Below are 19,070 nucleotides of genomic sequence, written 5' to 3'. Positions count from 1 at the left end.
ATTTATCTGATTTTAGAGGGGCTGTAGCCGAACTGCTTTTTAAAATCAATAGAAAATTGGCCCAAATGATGAAAACCAAATTTAACAGCAACATCAGAAACCCTAACCTTTCTACCCTTGAATTTGACCAACTCGTTTTTAACTAGATTTAACTGATGTGCTTTTATGTAAGAATTTGGACCCACTTTATACTTTTCTAAAAATGCATATTCAAGAGTTCTTTCACTTATCTTGGATTCCTTACATAGCTCTTTGACAGAAACCAATCTGCTTTTGTTATTTCTTATATATTCGATCGATTTAGCTAAGGCTATATCTCTTCTTCTGGGTTTTTTAAAACTTAGGATTTCATTGAAGGAGTCGAGATATTTAAGAACTTTATAAATCACATGATCTAACATTTTGGCCTCAAACTGCTTAGATTGAAAAGACTGATCATAAACGGTCATCTTGGCGTAATTCAAAAACATTTCAACATCTTTCCAAAATCCATATAAAAATGAAGCCTCCAAATTCAAGTATTTTTCATTTTTTACAAAAACCCTTTCAGCATTTCTAAAGCCGTAACACTCGATAAGTTCAAACAATTTTGCCTCGTGGATAGATATAACGTAGACATCAAAATTATCAAAAGACACAGATTCTAAAGTACCATTACGGGGAAAAACAAGTAGTTGACCACTATGTACATCTTTATTCAGCCAATTATACTTAACTCCCTTGTTTCCCGGTAAAACAATAGATCTGAAACCTTTAGGTACCAAACCCTTTTGATGAATTGTTCCTCTTAATTTTGTTCTCGCTAATTGAAAAGTATCATTCGAATATATGTTCAAATATGCATTAAAGTTGTTCTTACTCAACAATTTAAAATCAAGGTCCCAACCCACGGCAAACTCTTTAAAATGATCAAAATCGTCAAATTTAGTTTCTATTAAGTGCATTCTTCAGGAATTTAATTATTCCTAATATAAGGCATTAATCCAAAACCACGGGTTAGTTTTGCGGTTTTTTGATAAGTACGAATCCTCTGTTTTATTATTTTTGGTTTTTAGTTCTAATGAAGTCTATCGTAAGAATGACAAGCTTAGATATAGAAAATTATAAGACCCCAATGATATGTTTAAAAACTTACTTTGTCTATTTTTAATATTACTCATAAGTCAAACAACTTCAATTTCTCAAGAAGTCCAGGAACCATCCTCACAAGAAGAAATTCAAGCGGGATTAACCGGAGGAGTTCCAATGGGTAGATGGAAAGAAGGTCTAATGTTCGAAGGCGTCAGGCCTATGCCATGGTTAAAGAGTGCAGCTAATTGGTTTCCCGGTACGGAAGAAATTCAACCTGATGAAATCCGGGTAACTTTTATGGGATCAGCTCCTATGATACGTCCTGGCCAAATGAATACATCTATTTTCGTAGAATTAGGAAACGGAGATAATTTTGTTTTTGATATAGGTGAGGGATCAGTTGCAAATTATGTTGCCTCCAGAGTTGCATTAAATCAAATTAAACATGTTTTTATTACTCATCTACATGTAGATCATTTCGGTGCTTTACCTTATTTATGGATGTTTGGAACATGGGCCGGAGGGTGGCATGAACCACTTACAATACATGGACCGTCTGGAAGGACACCTGAGTACGGAACCAAAACCATGGTAGAAGGGATGAAAATGATGCTGGGATGGCACCGGGACGCTTTTAGTGTGTTTCCGGTAGGCAAGGGACATGATATAAAAGTTAATGAATTTGATTTCAGAGATAATGGAGGAGTTGTATATGAAAAAAATGGTGTTAAAATCATTCACTGGCAGCGTTCTCATGCAAAAGACGGTGCTTCTGGCTACAAATTAGAATGGAATGGAATGAGCGTGGTTTGGACCGGAGATGGAAGACCCAATGAATTGGATTTGAAATATGCCAAGGGCGCGGATTTATATATTACCGAACTTCAACCTGAATTGTTAGAAATAAATTCAGGAGTTCAAGGAGTTCCTCCTTTTTTAGGCAGGTATACCGTTGACACTCACCATACTCCAGGCTATGCTGCTGGATATCTGGCAAACCAAATTCAACCCCGAATGTTTATGACCACTCACATGAACTTTGATCCTTTTTTGAATGAAGAAGTTGTGGCCGAAGTAAGACACCATTGGAAAGGTCCATATCATTTTGGAGCCCCAGACGGCATTGTTGTCAACATGACGAAAGACCTGGTTTGGGTCCGAGAAGGAATATTGCCCGATTATCCCAATAGTCGAGCTCCACAGTTTAACTTTGATAATGGCCAATTGGTGGTGCCACATCCACCTACCAGTCGTGAAGAAATTCAAGAAGCATTTGTAAGAGATCATGAAATTGATCCAGCCAAATATTATCCAAAAGAATATTATCCCGAATTGCTTGAAAGCTGGCCCGTTAATAAAGATCTGGTGGTTCCTGTAGAGGCATTACCTGAAAACTTAAGACAAAGTATGGGAGCTGATTGGAGATTGAAACAAAAAAATCAGGCTCTGATTGAAGAAAACGAAAAGTTGAAAAAAGAGAATGAGAAATTAAAAAATGGAAAATAATAAAATCTAGCTTTTAATCATATACATATGGGGAATACCATCTTCCATATAAAATTCGTCAGTAGATTTAAATCCTAAGGACTCATAGAACTTTCTTAAATATCTTTGGGCTCCGATTTTAATTGTTCGGGTACGATAAAGTGATTCAATCTGTTCTATGGATCTTTTCATTAACTCAAAACCTATTCCATATTTTCTGTGGTCTTTATGTACGACTACCCTTCCAATAGCTGCTTCCTTATAATATTCACCTGGGCCAAATAATCTGGTGTAGGCAATGATTTTACCTTCCTCAGTGCTACCAAAAAAGTGATATGCTATTTTATCTTTTCCATCAAGATCCATATAAGGACAATCTTGTTCGACGACAAAAATATCCAGACGAAGCTGAATGATGTCATGAAATTCAGAAAGGCTCAATTCATTAAAACTCTTAAGTATCCATTTCATACTCTTTCCTTAATCCTGTATAATAAAATCTTTATGATCATCTCTTTCGTATTCCGGTTGTAAATTAGAATGATTGATATGAAATTTTTCAAAAAGTATCATCTCTACCTTCGAACAAATCCTATCAAATTCCGAAAGTTTAATATCTTTTTTGAATTCTATATGTGCCTCAAAATGGATATCATGATCATTGAGCTGCCAAATATGGACATGATGAATATTTTGAATTTCTTCAAGGGTAAGTATTTCTTTTTCAATACTTTCTATTTCAAGGTGCTTGGGTGCAAAAAGCATTAATATCTTGAGCGAGTCTATAAAAATATTCCAGCTCATATAAAAAAGATATATTGAAATAACAATGGTTAGAATTGCATCCAGCCAGTAAATCTGATAATATTTCATTAATAAACCACCTGCAAATACAGCTACTGAAGTCAACATGTCTGTAATTAAATGTAAATAGGCAGATCTCATGTTAAGGTTATGATCTGCATCTTTTTTTAATAACAATACACTTAAACCATTGGCCAGGATTGCAATTAATGCCAGCCATATAACCAGGTTACTTTGGATTTCTGTGGGATGATTTAACCTTTTAACAGCCTCAATAGCCAGAAAAAAAGCAATAACAATCAAGGTAGACGAATTAATAAAGGCAGCTATAATTTCAGCCCTTTTAAAACCAAAAGTCTGGTGAAGGGTCTGTTTCTTTTTGTTCACCAATAAATTAGCAGAATAACTAATTATCAAAGAGATAACATCTGATAAATTATGAACTGCATCTGAGATTAAAGCTAAACTGCCTGAAATAAGACCACCAATAATCTGAGACGCAGTAATAACGATATTAAGTACTATGGAGAATAGTAATCTGTTACCCGATAGTTGGCCATGTGAATGTGAATGATGATGACCCATTTGAAATTAGCAGTTATCTGCAGGAATTTTGTCTATTCTTTTTTGATGTCTTCCCCCTTCGAAATCAGTACTTATAAATGTCTTAACAAATTCAATACTGTCATCAACAGAAACAAATCGTGCCGGAATACTTAAAATATTAGCATCGTTGTGCTGCCTCGCTAAAGCTGCCAGTTCATTATTCCAGCAAAGGGCTGCTCTTATTTTTTTGTGATGATTAGCCGTCATGGCAGCACCATTTCCGCTACCGCAAATAATGATACCTAAATCCGCTTTTCCAGTCTCAACAGCCTCTGCCACCGGATGGATAGTATCCGGATAATCCATACTTTCTTCGTTATCCGTTCCAAAATTAAGGACCTCATTACCATTATTTTTCAGATAATTTACGATTTCAAACTTGTAAGAAGTTCCGGCGTGATCATTTCCAATTGCTATAGTCATGTTCTAATTTTTAAACAAAATTACATTTATTAGAGTAATAAACATAAAATTATTGAAATGTTAAAGTATGTACATATTATACTGATTGCAAATACCTTATAATTTGTGCGAATTGTTAATTAATTTTTATAGAAAAATGATAAATAAATTTTGAAAGTAAGAAACTAATTTTTATTCCAAATAAAATCCAAAACCGACAAATTTATTTATAAGTTTTTAAAATTCATTTATTAACATATTTCAACATAATTATTAGCAGTGGATAATTTTATTTTTTTTTCAATTTTTGCTGAATACAAATATTTTACTCTGTGAATAAGTGTAAAATGAAATTGATTTTTAACTATTTAGGTTTTTATTAATTGTTAATAGTTTTTTAAAAGTCAAAAATCATAATAAAATCAGTTTTTTTTATTGCGGATATTAACACACTATCATTAACATTAATATTTTTTTAAAATTTTAAACAGAACATTTAATATTATTATAAATGTTAATAAAATCTGATTATTTCAGACAAACAAAAAATTAAATGTAATGGATGTTAAATTTGATCAGAAGCTAATGTAAAATCTAAAGCCGTAGTCTCTGTAGTCTGGGAACACTCAACTTGCTTAAAAGTATAATCTATACTTTTTTTTGCTGCAAACAGGCTTAATCCGAAGATAATTATGCAAAGAATAATTATTTTAACAATGGGCTTCATATAACTATAGACGAACAACTTTTTAAAATGTTACAAAAATGTTAAAATTTATAAAACAATAAATTGAATGGATGAGGGAATTATTTCAAATAATGCGGATCCTTTACCTAATAATTCCCCGTCAGCCTGTATATAATGGTCCTTGTTTTTGAGTATTTGAACTCTCTTTGCTTTACGACAATGGACTTCCTTGATTTCAGCGATTTTACCATTGTACAAGTTGTTCAGATTTCGAATTATTCTTGAGAAAAGAATTGATTTTATTACAGTTAGATCAAAAATACCTTGTTGATGATTTGAATAATCGGTTAATTGCATTCCTCCTCCAGAATATTTACAGAGTCCTACATTTATCATAAATATCTCATTTTTCTGTGCAAGGGAATCTAAAGTATATTCAAGTTCGCAATTTTTAAAAGATGCAAAACTGGTCAATCCACCAAACAGGTATGCGAGTTTTTTCCATTTTCTGTATTTCTCAATGTTTTTGACCACATGGGCATCAAACCCTATTCCCGCTGCATTATTGAAAAAGAAAACTTTATTGGATTTAAGCAGTGTTATTTTACCAATATCCTGAGTAATCCTTTTGTTTGTAAAAATAAGTTCAACTGCCTTTTCTTCAGATTTCGGAATATTATAATTTTTAACCCAATCATTACCGGTCCCTTTGGGAATAGCAGCCAGGGTTATTTTTTTTGGCTCGACCAAGGTTTGTTTCATTATCCCGTTGATCATGTGATGAATGGTGCCATCTCCACCAATACATACAAAATTCAAATGACCTTTTTCAATAGCCTCATGTACTAATATTTCTTCATGATGAGCATATTGTGTTATAACAATTTCATAGGAGAGATTGAATTTTTTAAAATAATTAAGGATTCTTTTCAGACTTCTGTTGCTTATTCCACCTCCCGAGGTTGGATTACAGACAATATACCAATGGGATCTTAATTTTTTGGACTCCATTTCTGCAAATTACAATTTGTTTTTTATTCATGATTTTATAAATCATAATATGATTTTAATATGTACTTTTAAAAAGTAGAAAAAAAGAATTTATGTCAAGAAGGAAAAGAAGAATATTGAAGTCTAAACGGAATAAAATCAACAATTTAGATACAAAAATATTAGATATTTTTAATAAGAATTCAAACAGAGCTCTCAATTATAAACAAATTGCATCCAAACTTGAGATTTCAGATACCAACGGCAGAAACCAGATTATAAAGGAATTACAGTGGCTTAAAGGACAGAACAGACTTGATGAGGTAGATAGGGGAAAATTCATTTTGGTTCCTATGAGTCACTATCATGAAGGAATTGTAGAGGTTACCTCAAGAGGAAATGCATATGTGGTTTGTGAGGATCTGGAACATGATATTTATATTCCTTCCCGAAATTTAAATAAGGCACTTCACAATGATTACGTAAAGGTTTATGTTTATAAACGCAAGAAAAACAAAAAGCAGGAAGGTGATATTGTTGAGATCATTGAAAGGGAAAAATCAGAGTTTGTTGGAGTTCTTCAGAAGAACAAAAATTTTGGATTTGTAATTCCGGATGACCCTAAGATGTACGTTGACATCTTTATTTCTCCGGAAGAAATGAATGATGCCAAGGATGGAGACAAGGTTTTAGCCACTATTACGGACTGGCCAAAGAATTCAAAAAATCCATTTGGTAGAATTACTAAAGTCCTGGGACGGCCCGGGGATCATGATACTGAAATCCATTCTATTCTTCTTGAATACGGTTTACCCTACTCTTTTCCTGAAGAAGTGGAAGCATATGCCTCAAAGATTCCAATAGAAATTACACAGAAAGAGATAGCTAAAAGAAGGGATATGCGTAAAGATCTGACCTTTACCATAGATCCTAAGGATGCTAAAGACTTTGATGATGCCTTGTCGTTTCGAATTCTTGAAAACGGCAATTTTGAAATAGGAGTTCATATAGCTGATGTGTCCCATTATGTAAAGGAAAATACGATACTAGAGGAGGAAGCTTATGAAAGAGCCACCTCTGTCTATTTGGTGGACCGGGTAGTACCTATGCTACCGGAAATATTGTCGAATAACGTATGTTCTCTTCGACCCAACGAAGAGAAATTAACCTTTTCGGTAGTGTTTGAGATGAATGAAAAAGGACACGTTGTCAAACCCTGGTTTGGAAGAACCGTAACGTATTCTGATCAAAGGTTTACCTATGAACAGGCCCAGGAAATCATAGAAGGTAATACGGATGGAGTTAAGTCCTCACTGGTAGAGGCAATTACGACTTTAGATGGTCTTGCCAAAAAGATTAGAAAAAGAAGAATGCAGAATGGTGCGATTTCATTTGATAAAACAGAGGTAAAGTTCAATCTGGATGACAAAGCGAATCCAATAGGGGTGTATATCAAAGAATCCAGGGATGCTAATAAGCTCATTGAGGAATTTATGCTTTTAGCCAATAAGAAAGTAGCTGAATTTATTTCTAAAAAGAAGAAAACTTTCGTTTACAGGGTGCATGATGAGCCCAATATAGATAAACTTGCATTGTTACAGGGCATCATTACGAAATTTGGATATTCGATTAATACGAACACAAGAGAATCAACCTCTGATTCTCTAAATAAATTACTGGAAGATGTGCATGGAAAGGCAGAATCAAATATGATTGAAACCCTTACGATCAGATCGATGAGTAAGGCTATTTATACGACTGATAATATTGGGCATTACGGGCTGGCATTTGACCATTACACCCATTTTACATCTCCTATTAGACGTTATCCGGATGTTATGGCACATCGTTTGCTTCAGTTATATTTGGATGGGAATCCTTCTGTAAAGGCTGAAAAATACGAGGAGAAATGCAGTCATTCCTCGGAAAAAGAATTTTTAGCAAGCAAGGCCGAGAGAGACTCTATTAAGTATATGCAGATTAAGTACATGCAGGATCATGAAGATCAGGAATTTGAGGGGGTTATATCCGGAGTTACCGAATGGGGTATTTATGTTGAAATCATTGAGAATAAATGCGAAGGAATGGTTAGAATAAAGGATATCCAGAGTGATTACTTTATTTTTGATGAAAAACAATATGCCTTAGTGGGACAGGCTGATAAAAGAATGTATCAGTTAGGAGATCCGGTCACGGTCACTGTTAAAAATACAGATCTTGAACGAAAACATTTAGATTTTAATCTCATTGAAGATTAGAAGTGTAACATTAAAAATTTATGAATGTCTAATAATCGGATTGAATACCTTAAAGGTATTTTTTCGAAATCATAGTATAAAACAAAAATTTAAAATGATGAAAAAATTAGTATTTGCGTTAATGTTGATCGCTGCAGTTGGAATGGCTCAGGAAAAAGTAACTATGAATGTGGGAGATTTTCACAGCCTAAAGACCTATAGAGGTTTACAGGTCGAGATGATCAAGTCAAATGAATCTAAGGTTGTTATTGAAGGAAACAGATCTTCAGAAGTAACCGTAAAGAACTCAAATGGTATATTGAGAATTTCTATGAGTATATCACATACTTTTTCAGCAGATGAGGTTATGGTTTATCTTCATTACAACAATGATGTTAATTTGATTGATGCTAATGAAGGATCATATATTTTCTCAGATGAAGTCATCAAGCAGGATAATGTGACCCTGAAAGCTCAGGAAGCAGGTCGTATCAAACTGGAAGTTGAGGCTAAAGAAGTTGAGTCAAGTGCTGTTACCGGTGGAGAGGTTAAGGTGAAGGGAAGCACGACAGAACTGGATGTAAAGGCCAATACTGGAGGAATGTTTAAAGGAGAACTTTTAAAATCGGAAAATGTCGAAGTTTCTGCCGGTACAGGTGGAGTTGCTGATATTTATGCCTCAAAAATGTTAGATGCAAAAGCAAGTACGGGTGGAGTTATAAGTATAAACGGAGATCCTAAGGAAGTCAAGAAAAGTGAATCCCTTGGAGGATATGTTCGTCAATAGTCAGTGATTTCTAAATTTAATTGTTAACTTTGTGATCTAAATGTAAAGAACTATGATGTTACAAGCAATTTTTTTAGGTTTTGTTGGTCCATGGCAATGGATTATCATCGGTTTAGCCATTTTATTGCTGTTTGGAGGTAAGAAATTACCAGAGTTGATGAAAGGTCTTGGAACCGGTATTAAAGAATTCAAGAATGCCACCAATGAAGAAGAAGAAGCCAAAAAGGCAGAAGAAAAAAAATGATCCTTTTAGACGGATATAGATTAAAAAACCTCAACTTAACAAGTTGAGGTTTTTTAATATACTTATTTCTTAGTGTTCATTTCTTTGATCTTATTTGCAGCCAATAGAGAAGCTGTCATATCATTGAGCATTGAACTTGCCGCATTTGGATTGTTTGGAAGCAGGATAAGGTTAGAACTGCTGTCGGCCCCAATGGATTGAAGGGTGTCATAATGCTGCGTAATAACAATCAAAGCAGAGGCTTCCTGAGGATTAATACCTGCCTTGTTGAGCGTATCAACACTTTCTTCCAAACCTTTTGCAATTTCTCTTCTCTGATCAGCAATACCCTTACCCTGAAGCCTTTTGCTCTCCGCTTCCGCTTTTGCTCTTTCAACAATAAGTATACGCTGGGCATCTCCTTCATGTTGAGCGGCTACTTTTTCCCTTTCAGCAGCATTAATTCGGTTCATAGCCTCTTTCACGGAGGCATCAGGATCAATATCAGTAACCAGGGCTTTTACAATATCATATCCGTAGTCAAGCATTGCTTCTTTTAAATCCCTTTTCACGGCAAAGGCCACGTCATCTTTCTTTTCAAACACGTCATCAAGAATCATTTTTGGAATTTCCGCTCTTACCAAGTCAAAAATATAGGCTGTTAACTGTTCATGCGGATTTTGAAGCCTGTAGTAAGCATCGTATACTTTGTCCCTTAAGATCTGATATTGAACAGAAATCTTTAACTGAACGAATACATCGTCATTTGTCTTTGTTTCAACTACAACATCGAGTTGTTGAATTCGTAAACTCAACCTAGCTGCGATCCGATCAATAAATGGAATTTTGAATTGAAGTCCGGCAAATCGTATACTGTTGAATTTTCCAAACCGTTCGACGATAAAGGCAGTCTGCTGCTTTACCATAAACAATCCAAGGAAAAGAATTAAGAGTGTTATAACAATGATTGGTATATAAGTGGTCATTTCCATATGGTTTTGAATTTTATTTGAAAGTTACAAATAATAATTTCAACAGACTGCCTGTAACAGATTAGAAAATATATTTATTACTTTTGACTTTCACATTCTAAAAATAAGTCATGAATCGTTTTTTTAAATACGCCGGAATTTCAGTTTTATTAGTGTTTCTGGTTTATATCCTGTTTATTTATTTCGTTACTTTTAGCGAGGGATACCGGGCCGGTGAACTTATTAAAATATCAAAGCGCGGTCTGATATTCAAAACCTGGGAAGGACGTTTGAGCCAGGGGGTTTCTGAAGAACAGCAATTTAATTTTTCGGTGCAGAAAAGCGACAAGGAAGTACTGGAGAAACTTAAGGAATTTCAAGGAAAAAGGGTTAAACTTACCTATATCGAAAGATTTGGAACTTTCTTCTGGCTGGGAGATACGAAATACTATGTGAAAGAGGTTGAAATTCTGAAAAAAGATTCGGAATTGATAGAAAGCCAGTAAAAGAATGAACGTCAAAAAATTTAAAACCACTAAAGAATCTGAGATTGTACTGACTGAGCTCATGCTGCCTTCATATACGAATTTCAGTGGAAAAATACATGGTGGTTTTATTTTATCTCTTATGGATAAGACGGCCTTTTCGGCGGCCTCAAAATTTAGTGGGAAATATTGTGTCACTGCATCTGTTAACCGTGTGGATTTTTTGAACCCCATTGAAGTAGGGGAGTTGGTCACCCTGAAAGCAAAGGTAAATTACGTTGGCAGATCTTCCATGGTTGTTGGAATGCGGGTGGTTTCCCAGAATATACAGACCGGAGAGGAAAAGCATTGTAACTCTTCTTATTTTTCCATGGTAGCTAAGGATGAATCGGGAAAAAGTATTCAGGTTCCGGGTTTGATCCTATCGGATCAGGATGATCTCAGAAGGTTTATGAGATCTATTGAACACATCAACAACCGAAAGATTCGCAAATCTGAATTTAGCAAAGAGAATTTTATACCAAAAAATTACAGGAAACAACTGGAAAATTACAATGTCAAAATCGATTTTTAATACCTAGCTTAATTTTTCTACTGCATTTCTAATTCTTCTTACAGTTTCTTCCTGGCCTATTAAATTGGCAATATCTGCTAATTGAGGCCCTTTTAAAGCCCCTACAAGGCTTAATCTCAAGGGTTGCATAACTTTACCAAACCCAATTTCTTTTGCACTTATCCAGGCTTTTAATTCGGTTTCTACATGATTCGAACTGAAATCAGTTAATTTTTCAAACATGTTACTAAGTTCGGTCATTAGATCGGAAGTTCCTTCTTTCCAGTTCTTTTTGACCGCTTTCTCATCATAAGATTCAGGTGTAACAAAAAAGAAACTTCCCAGATCCCAAAGGTCATCTGCAAAGGTTGCCCTTTCTTTGATCAGGCTTACAACCTTCGTGATATATTCCAGATCCAGTTCTTTATCAAAAGAGGTCCCCAGATGTTTTTCCAGCGTTGGAATAAAAAGTTTTGCAATTTCAAGATCGCTTTTTCGGATGAGGTATTGGTGCTGAAACCATTTGGTTTTTTCAGCATCAAATTTTGAACCGGATTTTCCCACTTTTTCAATATCAAAAGCCTTAATCAATTCATCAAGGCTAAATAATTCTTGCTCCGTACCCGGGTTCCAGCCTAAAAAAGCCAGCATATTGATAAAGGCATCTGAAAAATAACCATCTTCCCGATAACCTCGTGACACCTCTCCGCTTTCTTCATTTGTATAAGCCAGTGGAAACACAGGAAAACCAAGTTTATCCCCGTCACGCTTACTTAATTTGCCCTTTCCGGTTGGTTTTAAAATAAGTGGCAGATGAGCAAATTCAGGAGCTTTCCAGTCAAAGGCCCTGTAAAGAAGAACGTGCAGGGCCAGTGAGGGCAACCATTCTTCACCTCGGATCACATGAGTTATTTCCATCAAATGATCGTCAACGATATTAGCCAGATGATAGGTAGGCATTCCGTCAGATTTGAATAAGATCTTGTCATCAAGTATATTGGTATCGATCTTCATTTCTCCTCTAATCATATCATTGAGAACAAGTGTTTCATTTACCGGGGATTTGAAGCGAACCACGTATTTTTCGCCATCTTCAATCTTCTTTTGGACTTCATCGCTGGAAAGAGTCAGGGAATTGCATAGTTTTTCCCTGTTGTGCCAGTTGTAAATAAATGTCTTCCCTTTTTCCTGATGATCGTTCCGGTGAAATTCAAGCTCTTCGGCTGTATCGAAGGCCAGATAAGCATTTCCAGAGGCAATAAGCTGATCGGCATATTTCCTGTAAAGATCTTTTCTTTCGGACTGTCTGTAAGGGCCATATCCCCCATCTTTTCCAGGCCCCTCATCAAATGGGATATTGGACCAGTTCAAGGCATCGATAATGTATTGTTCAGCATTGGCAACGTATCTATTCTGATCAGTATCCTCAATTCTTAAAACGAAAGTGCCCTGATGTTTTTTTGCGAAAAGATAATTAAACAATGCAGTTCTTACACCACCAATGTGTAAAGGTCCTGTTGGACTTGGAGCAAACCTTACTCTGACTTTATGATCCATCTGATTCGAATTTTGCCGCAAAGATAATGGGTTATTATCTTTTTAGAAATTAAAGGCTCTAATTTTATAATCGTATTTTTGGCCAAAGTTATGTGTCTTGGAACCTCCTTAAAGGAATTAATTAAACTTAAACCTATTCAAAATGATTTTTAAGTCAAAATATTCAATAATTTTTTCTGCATTTTTATTCTTTTCTTTACAAGTGTTAAATGCACAAGACTGGGCCAATTTGAACCGATTTAAAAAACAGAATGAAGCTTTAGGTATTCCTGTAAAAGGGGAGAACAGAGTGGTCTTTATGGGTAATTCTATTACTGAAGGCTGGAAAGTTTCTGATCCTGAGCTATTTAGTAATAATAGTTTTATTAACCGTGGAATAGGGGGTCAGACAACCCCGCAAATGCTTGTGCGTTTTAGACAGGATGTTATCAATCTCAAGCCGGAAGTTGTTGTGATCTTAGCCGGAACCAATGATATTGCCGGAAATACGGGTCCAATGACCTTAGAGGAAATAAGAGATAATATAGCGTCAATGGCCGAGCTGGCAAGGTCAAATGGGATATCTGTTGTAATCTCTTCTGTTCTACCCGCCTATGATTATCCCTGGAGGCCGGGTTTAGAGCCTAATATCAAAATTCCTAAATTGAATAAAATGCTAAAGTACTATGCCGGGGCCAAGGGAATGGTATATCTTGATTATTTTTCGGTTATGGCTGACGATAGGAACGGATTACCTAAAGTTTTAGCAGAGGACGGGGTTCATCCTACAAAGAAAGGTTATGACATTATGAAACCCTTGGTATTAGATGCCATTAAAACGTCACTGAAGACTAAATTTTGATAATGTAACTGAGGCAATGTGAACTTAATAGATTAAACAATCTTTTAAAAATATCTTGAAATACTAAATTCAAGATTAAAGATATCAGGAGACATTCGGGCAAAAAAGTTTTCGGAGGAGCCGTTAGGAAGCCCATCTAAAGAATACGACTCCCATTGGTATCCCACACCCACCGGACCCACCGACATTTGAGCTGACATTTTTTCTGAAAGAAAAACTTGTATACCAACATTTAAACCCAGTGAAATTGCGAATGTTGTGGATTCACTTAATTCGTTAATATCATCTAATTCTCGGGTTGATTCCCCGTTTCCGAAAGTCAGAAATAGACTCGGATCGCTAATAAAAAAAACTTTTTTGGAACCAAACAGAGGCTTTGAAATACCATAATAAAGATTTGTGGTTAATCTTTTATCCAGCGAACTACTCATAATTGTATCACCTACTACATTTTCATATTCTACATCGTATTTATCGTAGTAATATCGAAACCCAACTCCGATAGTTTTCATGTCCTGAACATTATATCCGAATCCCAGCTTAACATTATACTTTATATTTTGATCATCAAGAATATAATAAATGTAAGCATCTTCATTTTTGCTGATAAACTGACCGAAATTAAAACCTACAGAAAATGAATATTTTCCTTGTTCAAGGCCCTCGACTGGAGCCACTGAACCTTGAGTCTTATGTTCCTGCGTGTAAACAGAAAGAGTTCCTGAAAAAGTAAAGAAGAGGATAATAAATATACATCTGAAGTCCATTTACGAGCTTTTATTTTTGAAAACAAGAAGATGAATATAGAAATACTTTTCTAAAATCTAAAAAGTCAAGGATTATTTTCATATTCGAGAATATCTCCAGGCTGACATTCAAGCACTGCACAAATGGCTTCAAGCGTTGAAAATCGGATTGCCTTTGCTTTTCCTTTTTTTAAGATGGACAAATTTGACATTGTTATACCCACATTTTCAGAAAGTTCTGTAAGGCTCATTTTTCTTTTAGCCAGCATTACATCAAGATTAACGATAATAGCCATTATTATATAGTTAGTTCTTGTTCTTCTTTGATTTTTAATCCACTCATCATTATATGGGCAAGAACCCATACAAACAAGGCAACAAAAAGAAGGCCTTCGTAGTTAGGTACTTCATCAGTGATTACGACCTGTTCAAAATGTATATTTTCGTTCAAATAATAATAGGCAAGACGCATGTACACTGCCGTAAAAACCCAGATTCCAACCAGAATATAGGATATTTTTTGCAAAGAATGAATATTACTTTTTGTGAACACATCCCCATTTTTGACATTAAGGACAAATTTTCTGAATTCCCAGACGAGCAACAGAATCGTTAAGAGAATTATCAGCAATGCGATACCCGCTTTTTTTGTGATATAATCGGGCGTGTTGATAAAATGAATTCTCGTGTTAGCATCTACCAGCTGAACCTTAAGGTGATCACCATTTAAATAGAGGTCTCCTTTTTCCATAAAATCGACTTTGGCTGGAAAACTGGTACGAAGCTGCATATCATCGCCGAAGAAATCCGTGTAAAGCAAAATATTGAACACAATTGCGCCCAAGGTCACGATTGATAACAATCCCAATACGATATTATTGAACCAATGGATTAATCTTAAACTTAAAGGTGGTCTTATAATTTTCATGATCGTTTATTTGGAATATCAAAGATAATAAAAAATATTATAAAACAATATAAAATTATTGTTTATCAATAAATATTTAATTTAGATCAATATTTTTGTTAACTTAGATTATCAATCTGTTTTTTGGTATATTTGTTAAACTCAACTAATTCTGATACATGTTACCACAGTCTGTTACAACATCCATGCTAAGGCTGTTTTTTCTAGTTTTCTTGTTTTTAAACCTTAAGGTTGCATCTCAGGGCTTCAGAGATATGTTCATTAGCAAGGAGGACGGAGCTATTGACATGAGTGAGTTTCTAAATTCAAATACGGGTTTTCTACCGGTACCGATAATAATTACGGAGCCCGCGGTAGGCTTTGGAGGCGGATTGGCTTTAGCTTATTTTCATAAAGGCGAAGCATTTGATAATGAAGGAGCAAAAGGTTTAAGCCCAACTGTTAGCTTTGCGGCAGGGGCATATACCAGTAACGGAACCTGGTTTGTAGGAGGTGGTCATCAGGGTTCCTATTTAGAGGATAGAATCCGGTATTTGGGTATTCTTGCTTATGTGGCGCCTAACCTTACTTTTTACGGTGCCGGATTTGATAATCTGAATGAGGAATATAAGTTTAGTATGAAGGGTTTTTTCACCCTTCAGGAACTACTATACAGAATTAAGAAGGAGATTCCTTTGTTTGTTGGTCTGAACTATCTTTATTTTAATAATGATATTAACTTTAAAACCGGTATTGATATACCTGAACTGGAGGAACTTGAAATAAATACGAGTACCGCGGGCATGAATGCAGTTTTTTTATATGACGGAAGAGATAATTCCCTAACTCCTAATAAGGGAGTTAAAACCGCTCTTGAAATTGGTTTTTATTCCGAAGCTTTGGGAGGAGACAGCGATTATGGAAACCTGGATTCAAGGACCTATTATTACCATCCGGTGAGTGAAAAAGTGTTTTCAGGATACCGGCTTCATATTGCGTCTAAATGGGGAGATGTGCCTTTTTATGAGCTTCCCTTTATATCCTTAAGAGGGATTCCTGCTCTGCGTTATCAGAATGATAACGTATATACGTTGGAAACGGAGTGGCGCTGGAATTTTATAAAAAGATGGAGTATTGTTGGATTTATTGGCGCAGGCGAAGCGTTAAAAGATTATGGAGATATATTTCAGGATATTAAAGTAGCCGGTGGAACGGGGTTTCGATATTTTTTGGCCAAACAATACGGTTTGCATGCCGGAATTGACATTGCGAGAGGCCCGGAGATATGGGCGTGGAACATTACCATTGGAAGTAATTGGGCGCGATAAAAAAAGAAGAAATGAAGAAACAAAAGATTTTATTATTGCTGGGATTGTTTATATCCCTCCAGGTTCAAGGTCAGGAAAACCATTATTGGTTTCATAATTTTGGAGCTACATCCTCTTTAAAAGGGGGTATCGAAGTGGCCGGAATAAGGAATGTGGCAGCAGCCTATTATAATCCGGGAGCGATGGCCTTTATTGACGGAGAATACTTTGAAGGTCAGGCTGATGTGGTTTCATTTGATGCCCTAAATATTAAGAATGCAGGGGGTGAAATGATCAATCTTGATTATTTTTCTGCTGACATTGCTCCCTCCCTGATCGCTTATTTAAAAAGATCCAAAAAGAATCCTAATTTCACTTATGTTTTTGGGGCAATGACAAGATACAACTCAAACCTTTCATTTTTAATCGAGCACGAACAGGAAGGAAACTATTTAAAGCCGGATAACCAGGAAGATATTTTTCAGGGCCAGTTGCGATACGACAACAGAGTCCGAGAAAGCTGGGTGATGGGAGCCATGGCATATAAGATTTCGGAAAAGATTGGAGTAGGCCTTGGAACGTATATTTTTGTCAGGTCACAGGATTATTTTAGCGGGTATTTTGCCAGCGCTTTCCCAAAGTCAGACCTGGAAAGCAGTTTTCCGGAATTTTCCGCACTTACATCAAACACTGAGGAACAAAAATTCAACGCTCGTGTAATGGGCCTTATATTCCGACCTGCCGTAGATTTGGATCTGGATCAATTAAAACTGGGACTGAGTTTATCAACCCCTGCTATAAGCCTGGGATTGCTTAATAATTATGCGTATCGATCACAGGTTACTTATTTGCCTGATGAAGATATTCGAATAAACAGTTCTGATTCTCATAACAAGTTCAGTGGAGTATACAAAACACCTTTTTCTGCCAATTTTGGTGCTGAGTATGATTTTGGAAAATTGCTACTGGCCTTTTCTTTGGAGTGGTTTGCCAAGGTAGACCCCTATAAAATGATTGTGGAGAATGACAGGAGTATTTCTCCGGAGTTCCCAACCGCACCGGATTCAGATTATGCCATCCCGGTAATGGCGCATAAAAGCGTTACGAATTTTGGTTTTTCCCTGCGGTATCAGATTAAGGATTGGATCAGTTATATCGGTAGTTTTCGAACGGATAAGAATTTCTTTGATGACAAGGCGATAGACAGGTTTGAGGAATTTGTTCCGAGTTTTACATACTGGGACCTGTTTCACATTACCTCGGGAATAAAAATGTCAAGCAAAAGACTGAATTTAACCGTTGGAATAGACTATGCAAACGGAAGTTCTGAAGGCGACAGGCAGTTTGCGGACATGACCTCCGCATCACAGGCAAATTTTCTTAAAGGAGATTTAAAAAACAATACCTCTACACAGTATCATAATTTCAGTTTTACCCTTGGTGTAAATCTGAATATTGAAAGAGATCAAGGCAAGAATTAAGGCCTGAGTACAATTTCTATTTCGGGGTTGGGCATTTGATTTACCAAATTTTCAAAAAGATCCAATCGAAAACGCTCAATAAGCTCTACATTGACCTCAGGGCCCCTTGGTTTTGCATAAATAAGCAATAAATGACTGCTTCCGGTTTTAGAAGCATGGAATTTTATGATTTTGATAGAATCAGGAATATAGGTTTGAATTGTATTATCTACTAATTTGAGGAGTTTGTCGTCCTGAAGGCTCCCACCACCCAATTCAATAAACCCTTCTTTTATGACCCCAAAGGGAATTCTCAAAAGGAAGAAGCACATCAGGATTACGATTATGGCGTCTCCGATATAAAGTAAAAATGAAAATTCAGATGATTCCGGAACAATGGTCGTAAGAACCAGGGCTATCCCTATGGCTATTGTCATATATCCATCGATCATGCTTGCTTTTGTTTCTACCCCTAAAATAGTGCTTTGATTATTGATTTTTTTGTTTTTAAAGCGATAAAAAAAAGCGGTTCCGAAACAAAGAACAAGCATGAGCGTCATATAAATTAATATTGGCCCTGTTTTTAATTTTTCCAGAGATTTTCCTTCGATAAAATCCAGTATTTTGATAACGTTTTGAAAAAGCGCGGCGACAGTAAGGCCGAGAATTAAGACCCCTTTTGACAAGGTGAAGAAAGATTCATAGAAATAACGCCCATAAGGAAAAACAACAGTTCTTTTATGCTTACTTTTTATGATAAGAATGGCGCCAACGGTCGTTAAAGAAGATATAAATGAAAAATTTCCATCTAAAAGCAATGCTTCAGAGCCTGTGAGAGAGTAAGCTACCCAGCCTGCAACGGCCATCAGCAAATTTACCAGGACCCCGATTTTAAGAGCAGATACTTCTACGCTATCCGTATTTACGTTCATACTTTATTTTAACACTTT

20 protein-coding genes are annotated in these 19,070 nt (G+C 35.8%); 9 read left to right on the top strand and 11 right to left on the bottom strand.

Annotated elements, in window-relative coordinates; all coding sequences use genetic code 11:
* Nucleotides 1-2: 2 nt before the first annotated feature.
* A complete protein-coding gene (locus LCM02_RS10950) occupies nucleotides 3-944 on the bottom strand; it encodes a helix-turn-helix domain-containing protein (RefSeq protein WP_224929519.1) in 942 nt (313 codons plus the stop codon).
* A 175-nt stretch (nucleotides 945-1,119) separates the two neighbouring features.
* Between LCM02_RS10950 and gntH the strand changes: the two genes are divergently transcribed.
* Entirely contained in the window at nucleotides 1,120-2,577 is a 1,458-nt protein-coding gene (gntH, locus tag LCM02_RS10945) for a guanitoxin biosynthesis MBL fold metallo-hydrolase GntH (RefSeq protein WP_224929516.1), read from the top strand.
* 6 nt (nucleotides 2,578-2,583) lie between these two features.
* Here gntH and LCM02_RS10940 read toward each other — a convergent pair whose 3' ends face one another.
* From LCM02_RS10940 to LCM02_RS10925, 4 genes are all read right to left on the bottom strand, one after another.
* Nucleotides 2,584-3,027, bottom strand: coding sequence for a GNAT family N-acetyltransferase (locus LCM02_RS10940; RefSeq protein ID WP_224929513.1), 444 nt, complete (start codon nucleotides 3,025-3,027; stop codon nucleotides 2,584-2,586).
* Nucleotides 3,028-3,036: 9 nt separating this feature from the next.
* Nucleotides 3,037-3,945: a cation diffusion facilitator family transporter gene (locus LCM02_RS10935; RefSeq protein ID WP_224929510.1), complete on the bottom strand. Its 909-nt coding sequence runs from the start codon at nucleotides 3,943-3,945 to the stop codon at nucleotides 3,037-3,039.
* Between the two features lie 6 nt (nucleotides 3,946-3,951).
* A complete protein-coding gene (gene rpiB / locus LCM02_RS10930) occupies nucleotides 3,952-4,389 on the bottom strand; it encodes a ribose 5-phosphate isomerase B (protein ID WP_224929507.1) in 438 nt (145 codons plus the stop codon).
* Between the two features lie 754 nt (nucleotides 4,390-5,143).
* Nucleotides 5,144-6,067, bottom strand: a complete 924-nt coding sequence (locus tag LCM02_RS10925) for a diacylglycerol/lipid kinase family protein (protein ID WP_224929503.1) — start codon at nucleotides 6,065-6,067, stop codon at nucleotides 5,144-5,146.
* 92 nt (nucleotides 6,068-6,159) lie between these two features.
* On the opposite strand from LCM02_RS10925, the gene rnr reads away from it, so the two are divergent.
* From rnr to tatA, 3 genes are all read left to right on the top strand, one after another.
* Nucleotides 6,160-8,304 carry a ribonuclease R gene (gene rnr / locus LCM02_RS10920; RefSeq protein ID WP_224929500.1) on the top strand — a complete coding sequence of 715 codons (2,145 nt, stop codon included), beginning with the start codon at nucleotides 6,160-6,162 and terminating at the stop codon, nucleotides 8,302-8,304.
* A 97-nt stretch (nucleotides 8,305-8,401) separates the two neighbouring features.
* On the top strand, nucleotides 8,402-9,070 hold the full coding sequence (locus LCM02_RS10915) for a head GIN domain-containing protein (RefSeq protein WP_224929497.1): 669 nt from the start codon (nucleotides 8,402-8,404) through the stop codon (nucleotides 9,068-9,070).
* A gap of 52 nt (nucleotides 9,071-9,122) precedes the next feature.
* Nucleotides 9,123-9,314, top strand: a complete 192-nt coding sequence (tatA, locus tag LCM02_RS10910) for a twin-arginine translocase TatA/TatE family subunit (RefSeq protein WP_224929494.1) — start codon at nucleotides 9,123-9,125, stop codon at nucleotides 9,312-9,314.
* A 62-nt stretch (nucleotides 9,315-9,376) separates the two neighbouring features.
* Here tatA and LCM02_RS10905 read toward each other — a convergent pair whose 3' ends face one another.
* A complete protein-coding gene (locus LCM02_RS10905; RefSeq protein WP_394369939.1) occupies nucleotides 9,377-10,279 on the bottom strand; it encodes an SPFH domain-containing protein in 903 nt (300 codons plus the stop codon).
* 116 nt (nucleotides 10,280-10,395) lie between these two features.
* Here LCM02_RS10905 and LCM02_RS10900 point away from each other — a divergent pair, with 116 nt between their 5' ends.
* Together LCM02_RS10900 and LCM02_RS10895 are read left to right on the top strand one after the other, a co-directional pair.
* Nucleotides 10,396-10,770: a 6-phosphogluconate dehydrogenase gene (locus LCM02_RS10900; protein WP_224929488.1), complete on the top strand. Its 375-nt coding sequence runs from the start codon at nucleotides 10,396-10,398 to the stop codon at nucleotides 10,768-10,770.
* Nucleotides 10,771-10,774: 4 nt separating this feature from the next.
* Nucleotides 10,775-11,323, top strand: a complete 549-nt coding sequence (locus LCM02_RS10895) for an acyl-CoA thioesterase (RefSeq protein WP_224929485.1) — start codon at nucleotides 10,775-10,777, stop codon at nucleotides 11,321-11,323.
* A gap of 3 nt (nucleotides 11,324-11,326) precedes the next feature.
* On the opposite strand, the gene gltX is transcribed toward LCM02_RS10895, so the two are convergent.
* A complete protein-coding gene (gene gltX, locus LCM02_RS10890; RefSeq protein ID WP_224929482.1) occupies nucleotides 11,327-12,859 on the bottom strand; it encodes a glutamate--tRNA ligase in 1,533 nt (510 codons plus the stop codon).
* A 142-nt stretch (nucleotides 12,860-13,001) separates the two neighbouring features.
* Here gltX and LCM02_RS10885 point away from each other — a divergent pair, with 142 nt between their 5' ends.
* Nucleotides 13,002-13,700 carry an SGNH/GDSL hydrolase family protein gene (locus LCM02_RS10885; protein ID WP_224929478.1) on the top strand — a complete coding sequence of 233 codons (699 nt, stop codon included), beginning with the start codon at nucleotides 13,002-13,004 and terminating at the stop codon, nucleotides 13,698-13,700.
* A gap of 44 nt (nucleotides 13,701-13,744) precedes the next feature.
* Here LCM02_RS10885 and LCM02_RS10880 read toward each other — a convergent pair whose 3' ends face one another.
* From LCM02_RS10880 to LCM02_RS10870, 3 genes are all read right to left on the bottom strand, one after another.
* On the bottom strand, nucleotides 13,745-14,467 hold the full coding sequence (locus tag LCM02_RS10880; RefSeq protein ID WP_224929475.1) for a hypothetical protein: 723 nt from the start codon (nucleotides 14,465-14,467) through the stop codon (nucleotides 13,745-13,747).
* A gap of 65 nt (nucleotides 14,468-14,532) precedes the next feature.
* Nucleotides 14,533-14,742, bottom strand: a complete 210-nt coding sequence (locus LCM02_RS10875; protein WP_224929472.1) for a helix-turn-helix domain-containing protein — start codon at nucleotides 14,740-14,742, stop codon at nucleotides 14,533-14,535.
* 2 nt (nucleotides 14,743-14,744) lie between these two features.
* Nucleotides 14,745-15,374, bottom strand: coding sequence for a DUF2975 domain-containing protein (locus LCM02_RS10870; protein WP_224929470.1), 630 nt, complete (start codon nucleotides 15,372-15,374; stop codon nucleotides 14,745-14,747).
* Between the two features lie 158 nt (nucleotides 15,375-15,532).
* Here LCM02_RS10870 and LCM02_RS10865 point away from each other — a divergent pair, with 158 nt between their 5' ends.
* Together LCM02_RS10865 and LCM02_RS10860 are read left to right on the top strand one after the other, a co-directional pair.
* The gene (locus tag LCM02_RS10865; protein WP_224929467.1) at nucleotides 15,533-16,681 is read left to right on the top strand and encodes a BamA/TamA family outer membrane protein; all 1,149 of its coding nucleotides are present in this window, start codon (nucleotides 15,533-15,535) and stop codon (nucleotides 16,679-16,681) included.
* An 11-nt stretch (nucleotides 16,682-16,692) separates the two neighbouring features.
* Entirely contained in the window at nucleotides 16,693-18,141 is a 1,449-nt protein-coding gene (locus LCM02_RS10860; RefSeq protein ID WP_224929464.1) for an outer membrane protein transport protein, read from the top strand.
* Here LCM02_RS10860 and LCM02_RS10855 read toward each other — a convergent pair.
* Nucleotides 18,138-19,052 carry a cation transporter gene (locus tag LCM02_RS10855; RefSeq protein WP_224929461.1) on the bottom strand — a complete coding sequence of 305 codons (915 nt, stop codon included), beginning with the start codon at nucleotides 19,050-19,052 and terminating at the stop codon, nucleotides 18,138-18,140. The two genes, LCM02_RS10860 and LCM02_RS10855, sit on opposite strands and share 4 nt — an antisense overlap.
* Nucleotides 19,053-19,070: the final 18 nt, after the last annotated feature.

It is taken from the genome of Lutimonas saemankumensis (genome assembly GCF_020171465.1).
Classification (GTDB): Bacteria; Bacteroidota; Bacteroidia; order Flavobacteriales; family Flavobacteriaceae; genus Lutimonas; species Lutimonas saemankumensis.
The sequence above is the reverse complement of the archived record's forward strand: the minus strand, read 5'-3'. Positions and strand labels throughout refer to the sequence as shown.

Bases quoted from the DNA above. Each gene is read 5' to 3' on its own strand.
- LCM02_RS10950 (WP_224929519.1), bottom strand. From the start codon at position 944: ATGCACTTAATAGAAACTAAATTTGACGATTTTGATCATTTTAAAGAG.
- gntH (WP_224929516.1), top strand. From the start codon at position 1,120: ATGTTTAAAAACTTACTTTGTCTATTTTTAATATTACTCATAAGTCAA.
- LCM02_RS10940 (WP_224929513.1), bottom strand. From the start codon at position 3,027: ATGAAATGGATACTTAAGAGTTTTAATGAATTGAGCCTTTCTGAATTT.
- LCM02_RS10935 (WP_224929510.1), bottom strand. From the start codon at position 3,945: ATGGGTCATCATCATTCACATTCACATGGCCAACTATCGGGTAACAGA.
- rpiB (WP_224929507.1), bottom strand. From the start codon at position 4,389: ATGACTATAGCAATTGGAAATGATCACGCCGGAACTTCTTACAAGTTT.
- LCM02_RS10925 (WP_224929503.1), bottom strand. From the start codon at position 6,067: ATGGAGTCCAAAAAATTAAGATCCCATTGGTATATTGTCTGTAATCCA.
- rnr (WP_224929500.1), top strand. From the start codon at position 6,160: ATGTCAAGAAGGAAAAGAAGAATATTGAAGTCTAAACGGAATAAAATC.
- LCM02_RS10915 (WP_224929497.1), top strand. From the start codon at position 8,402: ATGAAAAAATTAGTATTTGCGTTAATGTTGATCGCTGCAGTTGGAATG.
- tatA (WP_224929494.1), top strand. From the start codon at position 9,123: ATGATGTTACAAGCAATTTTTTTAGGTTTTGTTGGTCCATGGCAATGG.
- LCM02_RS10905 (WP_394369939.1), bottom strand. From the start codon at position 10,279: ATGACCACTTATATACCAATCATTGTTATAACACTCTTAATTCTTTTC.
- LCM02_RS10900 (WP_224929488.1), top strand. From the start codon at position 10,396: ATGAATCGTTTTTTTAAATACGCCGGAATTTCAGTTTTATTAGTGTTT.
- LCM02_RS10895 (WP_224929485.1), top strand. From the start codon at position 10,775: ATGAACGTCAAAAAATTTAAAACCACTAAAGAATCTGAGATTGTACTG.
- gltX (WP_224929482.1), bottom strand. From the start codon at position 12,859: ATGGATCATAAAGTCAGAGTAAGGTTTGCTCCAAGTCCAACAGGACCT.
- LCM02_RS10885 (WP_224929478.1), top strand. From the start codon at position 13,002: ATGATTTTTAAGTCAAAATATTCAATAATTTTTTCTGCATTTTTATTC.
- LCM02_RS10880 (WP_224929475.1), bottom strand. From the start codon at position 14,467: ATGGACTTCAGATGTATATTTATTATCCTCTTCTTTACTTTTTCAGGA.
- LCM02_RS10875 (WP_224929472.1), bottom strand. From the start codon at position 14,742: ATGGCTATTATCGTTAATCTTGATGTAATGCTGGCTAAAAGAAAAATG.
- LCM02_RS10870 (WP_224929470.1), bottom strand. From the start codon at position 15,374: ATGAAAATTATAAGACCACCTTTAAGTTTAAGATTAATCCATTGGTTC.
- LCM02_RS10865 (WP_224929467.1), top strand. From the start codon at position 15,533: ATGTTACCACAGTCTGTTACAACATCCATGCTAAGGCTGTTTTTTCTA.
- LCM02_RS10860 (WP_224929464.1), top strand. From the start codon at position 16,693: ATGAAGAAACAAAAGATTTTATTATTGCTGGGATTGTTTATATCCCTC.
- LCM02_RS10855 (WP_224929461.1), bottom strand. From the start codon at position 19,052: ATGAACGTAAATACGGATAGCGTAGAAGTATCTGCTCTTAAAATCGGG.